9 protein-coding genes are annotated in these 12,507 nt (G+C 71.2%); 3 read left to right on the forward strand and 6 right to left on the reverse strand.

Annotated features, from left to right (window positions below):
* Positions 1-34 precede the first annotated feature (34 nt).
* Genes ACQPZZ_RS22880 through ACQPZZ_RS22900 form a run of 5 tightly spaced genes read right to left on the reverse strand, consistent with a single transcriptional unit; the run spans position 35 to position 5,835 of the window.
* Positions 35-1,057, reverse strand: coding sequence for a LacI family DNA-binding transcriptional regulator (locus tag ACQPZZ_RS22880; RefSeq protein WP_363645128.1), 1,023 nt, complete (start codon positions 1,055-1,057; stop codon positions 35-37).
* 10 nt (positions 1,058-1,067) lie between these two features.
* Positions 1,068-2,681: a glycoside hydrolase family 13 protein gene (locus ACQPZZ_RS22885; RefSeq protein ID WP_432921688.1), complete on the reverse strand. Its 1,614-nt coding sequence runs from the start codon at positions 2,679-2,681 to the stop codon at positions 1,068-1,070.
* Between the two features lie 26 nt (positions 2,682-2,707).
* The gene (locus ACQPZZ_RS22890) at positions 2,708-3,580 is read right to left on the reverse strand and encodes a sugar ABC transporter permease (RefSeq protein ID WP_432921691.1); all 873 of its coding nucleotides are present in this window, start codon (positions 3,578-3,580) and stop codon (positions 2,708-2,710) included.
* Positions 3,574-4,536, reverse strand: coding sequence for a carbohydrate ABC transporter permease (locus ACQPZZ_RS22895; RefSeq protein WP_432921694.1), 963 nt, complete (start codon positions 4,534-4,536; stop codon positions 3,574-3,576). Before ACQPZZ_RS22895 ends, ACQPZZ_RS22890 begins: the two co-directional genes overlap by 7 nt.
* Positions 4,537-4,539: 3 nt before the next feature.
* Complete coding sequence (locus ACQPZZ_RS22900; RefSeq protein ID WP_432921697.1) at positions 4,540-5,835, reverse strand: extracellular solute-binding protein; 1,296 nt, start codon at positions 5,833-5,835, stop codon at positions 4,540-4,542.
* A 418-nt stretch (positions 5,836-6,253) separates the two neighbouring features.
* Between ACQPZZ_RS22900 and ACQPZZ_RS22905 the strand changes: the two genes are divergently transcribed.
* Positions 6,254-7,522, forward strand: a complete 1,269-nt coding sequence (locus ACQPZZ_RS22905) for an ABC transporter ATP-binding protein (RefSeq protein WP_432921700.1) — start codon at positions 6,254-6,256, stop codon at positions 7,520-7,522.
* An 18-nt stretch (positions 7,523-7,540) separates the two neighbouring features.
* Here ACQPZZ_RS22905 and ACQPZZ_RS22910 read toward each other — a convergent pair whose 3' ends face one another.
* Positions 7,541-8,158, reverse strand: coding sequence for an amino acid-binding protein (locus tag ACQPZZ_RS22910; protein WP_432934492.1), 618 nt, complete (start codon positions 8,156-8,158; stop codon positions 7,541-7,543).
* Between the two features lie 190 nt (positions 8,159-8,348).
* On the opposite strand from ACQPZZ_RS22910, the gene pulA reads away from it, so the two are divergent.
* Together pulA and ACQPZZ_RS22920 are read left to right on the forward strand one after the other, a co-directional pair.
* Complete coding sequence (gene pulA / locus ACQPZZ_RS22915; protein ID WP_432921703.1) at positions 8,349-10,943, forward strand: pullulanase-type alpha-1,6-glucosidase; 2,595 nt, start codon at positions 8,349-8,351, stop codon at positions 10,941-10,943.
* Positions 10,944-11,030: 87 nt separating this feature from the next.
* Complete coding sequence (locus ACQPZZ_RS22920) at positions 11,031-12,461, forward strand: serine hydrolase domain-containing protein (RefSeq protein WP_432921706.1); 1,431 nt, start codon at positions 11,031-11,033, stop codon at positions 12,459-12,461.
* Positions 12,462-12,507 lie beyond the last annotated feature (46 nt).

The following is a 12,507-nucleotide window of genomic DNA, read 5'->3' on the forward strand; positions in this document are numbered from 1 at the left end:
GGCAGAGCTCAAAGGCAGGGCTCAAAGGCAGGGCTCAGCGGTTGACGAGGGGGCCCGAGCTGGTGGAGCCGCGCACAACGAGCTCGGGCTGGTAGATCAGTTCGACGTGTTTGGCCGGGGTGCCGCCGATCTCCTCGAGCAGCGTCTCGACGGCCGCGGCCGCCATCGCGCCGATCGGCTTGCGCACGGTCGTCAGCGGCGGGTCGGTGAACGCCATCAGCGGTGAGTCGTCGAACCCGACGACCGACACGTCGCCGGGCACGGACAGCCCCCGCTCGCGCGCGGCGCGGATCGCGCCGAGGGCCATGAGGTCGCTCGCGCAGAAGATCCCGGTGCAGCCGCGGTCGAGCAGCGCCGAGGCGGCGGCCTGCCCGCCCTCGACGGAGAACAGCGAGTGCCGGATGAGGTCGTCGACGTCGGACAGGCCGAGCAGCTGCGCCATCGCCAGGCGGAAGCCGTCGATCTTGCGGATGACCGGGACGAACCGCCGCTGCCCCAGCGCGAGGCCGATGCGCTCGTGCCCGAGGTCCACCAGGTGCTGTACGGCCAGGCGCGCGGCGAGCCGGTCGTCGGGCGAGATGAACGGCGCGGGGATGGCCTCGTTGTAGCCGTCCACCAGCACGATCGGCAGCCCCCGGTCGGTGAGCCGCGTGTAGCGGTCCATCCGCGCGGTGGTGTCGGCGTGCAGGCCGGAGACGAAGACGATGCCGGACACGCCCCGGTCGAGGAGCATCTCGGTGAACTCGTCCTCGGGGGCGCCGCCCGGCTCCTGGGTGCACAGGATCGGCGTGTAACCGTGCTGGATCAGCGACTTCTCCATCGCCTGCGCGAACGCCGGGAAGATCGGGTTGCCGAGCTCCGGGATCACCAGGCCGATCAGGCCGTTGCTGCGCTGGCGCAGCCGCTGGGGCCGCTCGTAGCCCATCAGGTCGAGGGCGGTGAGCACGGCCTGGCGGGTGGCCGGGGAGACCCCCGCCTTGCCGTTGAGCACACGGCTCACCGTCGCCTCGCTCACTCCGGCCTGAGCGGCGATGTCGGCGAGCCGTGTGGTGTTCATGAGCATCACTTTAGACATTCTTCGGGGTCCACCAGGTGGCGGAGTCGGGCGCGAGCCGCACCACTCCGCCGGCGATCTCCGGTCCCCCGCTGGCGAGCAGCAGGTCGCCCGGCGTCCCGGTCTCCACCCATTCCTGGGTCATGTTGAGGACGCAGACGAACGCGTCGCCGCGCCGGAACGCGAGCGTGCCGGCCGGGCTGTCGAGCCAGGTCAGCGAGCCGTCGCCCAGCTCCGGGTGCTCCCGCCTGAGGGCGAGGGCGGTCCGGTAGAGGCTGAGCGTCGACGCGCCGTCCCGCAGCTGCGCCTCCACCGACATGTCGCGCCACTCGGCCGGCATCGGCAGCCAGCTCTCGTAGATGCCCGGCGGGGTGAAGCCGTACGGCGGCTCGCCCGCGGCGGTCCACGGAAGCGGCACCCGGCAACCGTCGCGCCCGCTGTCGGGGTCGCGCAGCCGCTGCGGGTCCTGCAGGTACTGCTCGGGCAGGTCGAGCACCTCGGGCAGCCCCAGCTCCTCGCCCTGGTAGACGTAGGCCGAGCCGGGCAGCGCCAGCATGAGCAGCGCCGCCGCCCGCGCCCGCCGCAGGCCGCGCTCGCCGCCGCCGTAGCGGGTGACGTGCCGCTTGACGTCGTGGTTGGACAGCACCCAGGTCGCGGGCGCGCCCACCAGCGCCGACGTGCGCACCGACTCGTCGATGACCTCCCGGAAGCGTGCGGCCTCCCAGGGCGTCTTCAGGAAGTGGAAGTTGAACGCCTGGTGCAGCTCGTCGGGGCGGACGTAGTTGGCCAGGCGCTCGGGCGAGGGCGCCCACGCCTCCGCCACCCCGATCCGCTCGCCCTCGTAGGAGTCGAGGATGCGGCGCCAGGCCCGGTGGATCTCGTGCACGCCGTCCTGGTCGAAGAACGGCACGATCTGCGCGCCGATCATCTCGGCCTGGCCCGTGGCCCCCACGTCGGGCAGCCCGGGGGCCTTGACCATGCCGTGCGCCACGTCGATCCGGAAGCCGTCCACCCCGAGGTCGAGCCAGAACCGCAGCACGTCGGCGAACTCCTCGTGCACCTCGGGGTGCTCCCAGTTGAGGTCGGGCTGCTCGGGGGCGAACAGGTGCAGATACCACTGGCCGTCCCCGACCCGGGTCCAGGCGGGCCCGCCGAAGATCGACTCCCAGTCGTTGGGCGGCAGCTCGCCCGCCGCGCCCTTACCCTCGCGGAAGATGTAGCGCTCCCGCTCCGGGCTGCCCGGCCCGGCCTTCAGCGCCGCCTCGAACCAGGGGTGCCGGTCGGAGGTGTGGTTGGGCACCACGTCCACGATCACCCGCAGGCCGAGCCGGTGGGCGTCGGCGATCAGCGCCTGTGCGTCCGCCAGCGACCCGAAGATCGGATCGACGTTGCGGTAGTCGGCCACGTCGTACCCGAAGTCGGCCATGGGCGAGGGGTAGAACGGCGTCAGCCAGATCGCGTCCACGCCGAGGTCGGACAGGTACCGCAGGCGGCTGCGGACGCCGAGCAGGTCGCCGATCCCGTCGCCGTTGCCGTCCGCGAAGCTGCGGACGTACACCTGGTAGATCACCGCGTCGCGCCACCATCTGGTGGTGAGCGCGGACGGCTGGACGGCGAGTTCGGTCATTGGGATCCCCCGATTCTCATATAGGGTCACGCCTTCGTCGCACCGGCCGTCAGGCCGGTGACGAGGTGGCGCTGGACGAGCAGGAAGACGACGGCCGCCGGGATGGCGATCAGCACCGACGACGCCGTGAGCAGGCCCCACTCCGCCTTGTGCTGGCCGACGAACTGGTCGAGGCCGACGGCGAGCGTGTACTTGTCGTCCCCGGTCATGAACGCCTTGGCGTACGCGACCTCCGCCCAGGCGGTGAGGAACGAGTAGAACGCGGCCACGGCCAGGCCGGGCTTGGCCAGCGGCAGGATGAGCCGCCAGAACGTGCCGAAGGGGGTCAGGCCGTCCACCCGGCCCGCCTCGTCGATCGTCACGGGGACGGTGTCGAAGTAGCCCTTCATCATCCACGCGCAGAACGGCACGGTGGAGGTGAGGTAGGCGATGACCAGGGACGGGAACTGGTTGATCAGCCCGAGCCCGGCCATCAGGTTGTAGATCGGCACGATCAGGATCGCCACGGGGAACATCTGCGTGATCAGCAGCATCCACATCACCGAGCGGAAACCGGGGAAGCGGAAGCGGCTGACCGCGTAGCCGGTGGTGGCCGCCAGCAGCACGCCGAGCACGGCGGTGATGAGCGAGACGATGACGGAGTTGGCGGCCCACGTCAGGAACCGGGTCTCCCCCAGGACCTGCGTGTAGTTGGCGAGCGTGGGGTGGTCGATCGGCGCGACCGAGGCGGTCTCGATGACCGTCCGCGGCTTGAGCGAGGTCAGCACCAGCCACGCCACCGGGAACACCGACACGATGCTCGCCGCGATCAGCGTGAGGTGCAGGGCGACCGACCTGAGGGGGCTGCGCCCGTCGCGGCTCCAGGTGCCGGGGCGGGCGGGGGCGGCCCGGCTCACCATGCCTCCCCCTGCTGCCTGAGCGCGCGCCGGTAGACCGTGGCCAGCACGACGAGCAGGGCGAGGATCACCAGGCCCCAGGCGGCGGAGCCCGAGTAGTTCCTGATGCCCTCGAACGCCTGGCGGTAGGCGTACGTCACGAGGATCTCCGTGGATCCGCCCGGTCCTCCCTTGGTGAGCAGGTAGATGACCGGGAACTGGTTGAACGTCCAGATCGTGCCGAGCAGCACGACGGTGCTCGACACCGGGCGCAGGCCCGGCAGCGTGATGTGGCGGAACCGCTGCCAGGGCGTGGCGCCGTCGACCTCGGCGGCCTCGTACAGCTCGCGCGGGATGGCCTGCAGCCCGCCGAGCAGTGCGAGCATCATGAACGGCACGCCCAGCCAGACATTGCAGGCGATCACCGAGACCTTGGCCCAGAACGGGTCGTCGAGCCAGGCGATCCCGGCGAACCCGGCGGCCCGCAGGACGGCGTTGACCACGCCGAACTCGCCGTTCAGCAGGTAGCGCCAGATGAACGCCGACACGAAGGCCGGCACCGCCCAGGGCAGCACGAGCAGCACGCGGTAGAACGACCGCAGGCGCATGGGCCGGTTGAGCAGCAGGGCCAGGCCGAGGCCGATGCCCACGTGCAGGGCCACGCACGCGACGGTCCACACGACCGTCCAGGCGAGCCGGCCGAGGAACTCCGACGAGGTGATGATGTCGGCGTAGTTCTGCAGGCCCACGAACTCGTACGTGGACGGGATGACGTTCATCCCGATCGTGCGGCCCATGGTGGCCTCGGTCGCGTCGGTGAGCGACAGGTACACGCCCCGCACGAGGGGATAGCCGACCAGCACCAGCGTCACGATGACGACCGGCGCGGTCATCGCCCAGGCGTACCAGTGGCGCGACAGGAGGCGCCGCGCCCCACTGCGGGGCGCGGCCCTTCTCGTCGCGACGACGTCAGCCGTCATGGCCTACAGGCTCCAGCCCTTGAGGATGCCCTGGTAGGCGGTGGCGACGTCCTCGAGCATGGGCTCGGTCGTCGTCTGCCCGCCGGCGAGCTTCTGGTAGCCCTCGACCAGCGGCTGGAACAACGAGGCGGCCTCGGGGATCCAGGGGCGCTCGACGGCCGTCTCCATCGGCTTCGCCCACTGGGCGATCTTCGGGTTCGCGGTGGCCTCCGGCGCGCTGTAGGCGGGCTGGCGGGTGGGCAGCAGGCCGAGCTTGCCCGCGATCTTCGCCTGGCTCTCCGCGCTCGCCATGTACTGGACGAACAGGTAGGACGCGTCGAGGTTCTGCGACCCCGCGTACACGGTGTAGTCGTGGCCGCCCAGCGGCGAGCCCGCCTTCACCGAACCGGCGGGGACCGGGGCGACGCCGAAGTTGTCCGGATTGTCCTTGAACACCTTGCCACCGAGGTTGTCGGCGTTCGACCACGGCCCGTTGAAGATCATCGCGACCTTGCCGTCCTTGAACGCGGTCTCGGCGTTCGTGTAGCTGTCCTGCAGCGCGGGCTTGACGGCGGCGCCGGACGTGATGAGGTCCTCGACGATCTTCACCCCCGCCACGCTCTGCGGGGACGAGATCGTGATCTTCTTGTTCTGGACGTCGACGAAGTCGCCGCCCTCGCCGTAGATGAACGGAAGCAGGAAGTAGGCGTCCACGTTCAGGGCGATGCCGCCGGCTCCGGTCTTCGACTTGACGTCGAGCGCCACCTTCTTGAGGTCGGCCATCGTGGCCGGAGGCTCGTCGTAGCCCGCCTTCTTCAGTAGTTCCTTGTTGTACAGGAGGCCGAGGGTGTCCGTCACCTGCGGCACGCCGTACGTCTTGCCGTTGAACTTGCCGCTGGCGGCCGGGACGGGCAGGAACTCCTCGGGCTTGTCGAGGGCGGGGGTGCCGTCGAGCGGGGCGAGATACCCCAGCGAGGCGAACTCCGCGACCCAGCCCACGTCGGTGCGCAGCACATCGGGGGCGCCGGAGCCGGACTGCGCGGCGGTCTTGAACTTGTCCCGCGCGTCCGCGAACGGCACGTTGACGTAGTTGACCTTGATCTTCGGGTACGTGCTCTCGAAGCCCTTGATGATCTCCTGGAAGACCGGGCCCTCGGTCGTGGCGTCCGAGGTGTCCCACCAGGTGACCGTGCCGGACACCTCAGCGGGGACGGCGCTCTTGGCCGGGGCCGATCCGGCGCCGCCGGAAGAGCTGCCACAGGCGGTGACCGCCAGAGCGAGCGCCGCGGCCACCGCCGCGGACGTGAGGACTCGCCTCATCTGCGTCGCACTCCTTGCTCAGGGGGGATTTGAGCGGAACGTAACAGGGGCGGAGAGGGGATGAAAGGCCTTGCAGAAACTTTCAGCAATTTCGTTACCTTTGACGTTTCCCGAAGGGCCATCGGGAGGTCACGACCCGGCCCTGACAGGCGCCTTGAGCGAGGGGAAAGTAACGAGTAACGAGCAGTTGCACGCAGATGCCGGATCTTTCACGACACGTATGGACACGGGCGCCCGCAACGCGATGTACTACCTCATCATTTACACCGACGGCTGGGGATCCGGGCGCGCCTGCTCGGGAGGAACGAGCTTGCATGAGCGAGCGTAGCGAGCGCATCAGTGAAGACGGCGTCTGGCGAGGCGTTTACCTGCGCGCCTACGGCACGACCCCAATCGGGGCCGAAGTCGAGGAGGTGGCATGAGCACCGTCGTCCTCGACAACGTGACGAAGGTCTACCCGGGGGGGTATCTCGCGGTCGACCGTATGAACCTGCGCGCGGAAGAGGGTGAACTCCTCGTCCTGCTCGGGCCGTCCGGCTGCGGGAAGTCCACGCTGCTGCGGATGATCGCGGGCCTGGAGGACATCACCTCCGGCGACCTGTGGCTGGGCGGGCAGCTGGCCAACAACCTCGCCCCCCGGGACCGGGACGTCGCGATGGTCTTCCAGAACGGCGCCCTGTATCCCCATCGGACGGTGCGCGGCAACCTGTCCTTCCCGCTGGAGATCGCCAAGGCCGACCCGGCCATGGTCAAGCAGCGGGTCGTCGAGCTGTCACGCGCGCTGCACATCGGCGACACGCTGGACCGGCGGCCGGGCACGCTGTCCGGCGGCCAGCGCCAGCGCGTGGCGATGGGCCGCGCGATCGTGCGCCAGCCCTCGCTGTTCCTGATGGACGAGCCGCTGTCCAACCTGGACGCCGGCATGCGCACCGAGCTGCGCATGGAGATCTCGTCGCTGGTGCGCGCCCTCGGGGTCACCACCATCTACGTGACACACGATCAGGTCGAGGCCCTCACCCTGGCCGACCGCATCGCCATCATGAACCGGGGCGTGCTGCAGGACATCGGCACTCCGGCGCAGGTCTACAACGACCCCGCGACCGCGTTCACCGCGGCGTTCCTCAACTCGCAGCAGCTCAACCTGCTCGCGGCCACGGTCCGCACGCCGCAAAATCAGTACATAATGCTCGATTTCGGTCCACATCAGCTCACCATGCCCTGGACCGATCCACGGGCGTACGCCGTGTCCCAGCACACCGGCATGCAGATCATCGTGGGGATCCGGCCCGACGGGCTGGTCCCCGTACCGGAGAAGACCGAAGGGCCGACCTTCTTCGGGCGGGTGCGGACGCTGGAGTATCACGGCCATGAGTGGCTCGCCTATCTGGAGGCCGGGATCCCGGGCGTCGTGGTGCCGGAGCCGCCGGACCGTCGTCAGCTGAACGGCTCGGGAGGCGGCGGCAGGGCGCGGTCGATGATGCGCCGCCTGCTGAACGGCTCCGCCCCCGTGGAGGAGGAGCCGCAGCCGATCTCGCAGTCGGGCACGCACCGCCGCGCGGACCTGATCGTCAGGCTCGGCAACCGCCCCGTGTGGCGCGCGGGCGAGCACGGCCGGGTCGCCGTCGACGTCTCCCGGCTCATGCTGTTCACCATGGACGGCGGTCGCATCGACCCGCCGCGCCGCTGACGCCGCTCACGCCGCCCCTCACACCGGGCGGCTGACGCCGCCGGCCAGCACGGAGACGATCCCCACCAGGCGGACGATCTTGTCCAGCTCCGCCCGGTGGAACGCCGGGCCCTGCTCGCGGGCCACCACCAGGTGGACGCCGTCCATCGGCACGCTCGCCAGGTGCAGCCCGCCCTCCTCGAACGCCGACGCGCGCAGCGGGGTCAGCTCGGCCGCGGGCACGATCTGCGGCGCCTGCCAGCTGCCGTGGACGATCGTGCCGTCGGCCGACTCGACCGCCACCGCCCACTCCGCGCTCACCAGGTCGGGCACCGCGTCGACCAGGGTGACGTACGCCCGGTCGGGGTCCGCGGCGACATGGCCGAGCAGGTCGTAGTCGGGGCTCGTGCCGGGCACCTCCCTGGTCGGCCACACGGCCTCCACCCGCGTGCCGGGCACAACGCCGATCCGCTCGCGCAGCTCGCCGGGCTCGAACACGCCCGACCAGGAGACGGTGAAGTCGTCGACCGCGCGGCCCGCCTGCCGCTCCAGCACGGTGACCTGCAGGATGTCCGCGCCCATCACCCCGAACGCGCGCGCCACCTGACCGAGCACCCCGGGCCGGTCGGGGAGCGAAACCCGCAGCCGCAGCAACATCCCCACCACATCCTCTTCACGATCCTCTTCACGCGGCCCAACGTCGACACCAACAGTGTCGGACACGCGTTTCGCGGCTGTTACAGCGGTGGGTCACGGATTGGCCGCGATGTTTCCGGACCCCGCGGCAGCGCCGTGCGCCGCCCGTGCCTCGGGCATGACCGGCCACGGGGCGTGGAAACTGTCAGGTGTGGACGGATACCTCGAGGCGACGGCCCAGTGGATCGACCGGGCCACGGTCGTGTGGAAGGGCGAGGTCGTCGCGGCGAACCACTACGCGCTGGCCTGCTCCGCCGAGGGCGACATCGCGTGCGCCGACGGCGACCTGACCGGCGACGTCCACCTCGTCCGGCTGACTCCCGGGCAGCTCACCGATGCCCAGAAGGCCACGTGGCCGCATCTGGCGGCGTACGGCGCGCTGAAGGTGGACCCGCGCGACGCGGACCTCGTGCGCGACGCGCTGCGCGGGCAGGTGATGGCCATCGAGCGCGGGCCCTGCGGCGCGCTGCTGACCGCCACCGGCGTGCAGATCCCCGGCGTGCTCGACGACCTGTACGCCGGGGCGGCGAAGGTCCCGCTCGGCCCCACCGGGAACGGCGGGCTGGCCGTGTGGGCGCCGACGGCGCGCACGGTCGAGCTGGCCCTCTACGACGGCCCGTCCACCGATCGCCGGACGGTCCACCCGATGCGCAGGGACGACGCGACGGGCGTGTGGTCGGTCGACGGCCCGGCGTCGTGGCGGGGCCGGTACTACACCTACCTCGTCACCGTCTACGCCCCTGCCGCCGGGAAGATCGTGACCAACGAGGTGACCGACCCCTACAGCCTGTCGGTCTCGGCGGGCTCCGGGCGCAGCCAGATCGTCGATCTCGGCGACCGGTCGCTGCGGCCCGAGGGGTGGACGGCGCTGACAAAGCCCCCGGCGGTGCGCCAGGACCGGGCGTCGATCTACGAACTGCACGTCCGCGACTTCTCCGCCTCCGACGCCACGGTCCCCGAGGCCGCCCGCGGCACCTACAAGGCGTTCACCGAGAGCGGCGGCGCCGGGATGACCGAGCTGCGGAGCCTGGCGAAGGACGGGCTGACCCACGTCCACCTGCTGCCGGTCTTCGACTTCGCGACCGTGCCCGACCGGAAGGCCGACCGCACCGAGCCCGCCGGTGACCTGGCCGCGCTGCCGCCGGACTCCGACCGGCAGCAGGCGTGCGTCGCGGAGACGGCCGCCACGGACTCCTTCAACTGGGGCTACGACCCGCTGCACCACACCGTGCCCGAGGGCTCGTACGCGACCGACCCGGACCGGAGGATCAGGGAGTTCCGCGAGATGGTCGCCGGGCTCAACGGCGCGGGCCTGCGGGTGGTCATGGACGTGGTCTACAACCACACCCACGCCGCCGGGCAGGACCCCACGAGCGTGCTCGACCGCGTCGTCCCCGGCTACTACCACCGGCTCATGGACGACGGCACGGTGGCCACCTCCACCTGCTGCGCGAACACCGCCCCCGAGCACACGATGATGGGCCGGCTCGTCGTCGACTCGATCGTCACCTGGGCCAGGGAGTACAAGATCGACGGCTTCCGGTTCGATCTGATGGGCCACCACCCGAAGGCGAACATCCTCGCCGTGCGCGCGGCCCTCGACGCGCTCACGCTCGCGGAGGACGGTGTGGACGGAAGGTCGATCATCCTGTACGGCGAGGGCTGGAGCTTCGGCGAGGTGGCCGGCGACGCCCGGTTCGAGCAGGCCACCCAGGCCGGCATGGCCGGGACCGGGATCGGCACGTTCAGCGACCGGCTGCGCGACGCCGTGCGCGGCGGCACGCCGTTCGACGCCGACCCCGGCGTGCAGGGCTTCGGCTCCGGCCTGGGCGATCGGCCCTGCGACCGGCTCGCGCACTACGAGGACCTGATCAAGCTCGGGCTCGCGGGCAACCTGCGCGACTTCACGTTCACCGGCTCGGCCGGCACGTCCGTCAAGGGGTCGGAGGTCGACTACAACGGCGGCCCCGCCGGGTACGCCGCCGGTCCCGGCGACACGGTGACCTACGTGGACGCCCACGACAACGAGACGTTGTTCGACGCGCTCGCCTACAAGCTGCCCGGGGACACCCCGATGGCCGACCGGGTCAGGATGCAGTCGCTGTCGCTGGCGGCGGTCCTGCTCGGCCAGGGCACCGCGTTCGTCCACGCCGGCAGCGAGCGCCTGCGGTCCAAGTCGCTCGACCGCAACTCCTACGACTCCGGCGACTGGTTCAACCGCCTGCTGTGGGACTGCCGCGACGGCAACGGCTTCGGCGGCGGCCTGCCGCCCGCGAAGGACAACGAGGCGCGCTGGCCGTACGCGCGGCCCCTGCTGGCCGACCCCGCACTGCGGCCCGGCTGCGCGGCGATCGGGGCGGCCCGGGCGAGGTTCGGCGAGTTCCTGCGGATCCGCTACTCCTCCCCCGCCTTCTCGCTGGGCTCGGCCGCGGAGATCGGCAGGCGGGTCTCCTTCCCGCCGTCCGGCGCTCCCGGCGTGATCGTCATGCGCATCGACGCCACCGGCGTCGATCCCGTGAACACGGCGATCTACGTGGTGTTCAACGCCACCGGGACGACCGCCGCACCGGCCGTCGCCGCGTTGAAGGGGGCCCGAGCCGCGCTGCACCCCGTGCAGGCGGCGTCGGGCGACCCGGTGGTCCGGCGGGCGTCGGCGGATCCGGCGGCCGGCACGCTGACCGTGCCGGCCCGCACGGTCGCGGTCTTCACCCAGACCCATCAGGGGAACCCGGCGCGGCCTCGGTGACGTGGCCGGACCGGAACGGGTTTCACGTGATCGGTGGCCCCGGATAATGAGTCGTCCATGTGATCGGGCGATCGGTAGGGTCCCCGAATGCCTACTCAACGCCCCCTACTGCCGCGCTCGGCGCCGGCCGCCTCGGGGATGTCGTCGCGTTCGGTCGCCGCGCTGCTGGACCGGCTCGACGCGCGATCCGTCGAGTGTCACTCCCTCATGGTCGTACGCCACGGTCACGTCGTCGCCGAAGGCTGGTGGGCGCCGTACTCGGCCGGACGCCCGCACCTTCTCTACTCGCTGACCAAGTCGTTCACCTCGGTCGCCGTGGGGCTCGCGATCGCCGACGGGCTGCTGTCGCTGGACGACCGGGTGGTGGACGTGCTGCCCGACCACGTTCCGGCCGGCATCTCGGAGCGGGGCCGCCGCCTCACCGTGCACCACCTGCTGTCCATGACGACCGGACACCCCGCGGACAGCCTCGCCGAGGCCTGGCGGCTGGAGCCGGGCGACCTGGTGAAGGGCTTCCTGCGCCTGCCGTTTCCCGAGCCCGGGGGAACACGGCACGCCTACGACAACTCGACCACCTTCATCCTGGCCCGGATGGCGGAACGGGTCACGGGCCGGGGCCTGCCCGAACTGCTCGACGAGCGCCTCTTCACGCCGATGGGCGTCGACCACGCGGAATGGGACCGGGTGTCGAGCGGTGCCGCCTTCGGATTCCACGGGCTGCACCTCACGACCGAGGCCGTCGCCGCCTTCGGTGAACTGCTGCTGCGCGGAGGCCTCTGGGGCGACCGGCGGCTCGTCCCGCGCGAATGGGTGGAGCTCGCGACCAGACGGCACATCGACACCCAGCAGATCGAGGGCTGGTCGGACAACCCCGACGCGCTGTGCGGGTACGGCTACCAGTTCTGGATGTCACGTCACGGTTACCGCGGCGAGGGCGCCCTCGGCCAGCTGTGCGTGGTCGTCCCGTCGCACGATCTCGTGATCGCCGTGACCGCTGCCGTGCCGCAGGGGGAGGAGATACTCGGCGCGATCTGGGAGTGCCTGCTGCCCGGCGTGGACCAGGCGGGGAGCAGCCGGGACGACGAGATCCTCGCCGAGCGGCTGCGGCGGCTGTCGTTCGCGCCGGTGCCGGGTCTGGCCGCCCCGGAGCGTTCCGTCACGGCGAGACTCGACGCCTCCGCCGAGGACTCGGCTCTGCCCGACGGCACCACGGTGATCGTCGATCCCGTGGACGGCGGATGGCTCCTGCGATTCGGGTCGTTCCTCGACGTCGAGGCCGGCCACGGCGAATGGCGGGAGACCTCGCCGCTCGGCCGCCCCGTCGTCGCGGCCGGCGCCTGGCAGGGCGACACGTTCGTCGCCGAGCTCTTCGTCATCACCACGCCGCACCGGGTGCGGCTGGTGGTCGACGCCGCCGCGGGCACAGCGGTGGCGACGTGGAACGCCGTGCCCCTGACCGGCCCCGATCTGGCGTTGCATCTGCGGTCGCCGCTGATGACACGGCCTGACGTGGCGTAGGCGACATGTACCGGTCCGTTACGACCGCCTCGCGGCACCGTGCACG

Source organism: Microbispora sp. CA-135349 (genome assembly GCF_050947365.1).
Lineage (GTDB): Bacteria > Actinomycetota > Actinomycetes > Streptosporangiales > Streptosporangiaceae > Microbispora.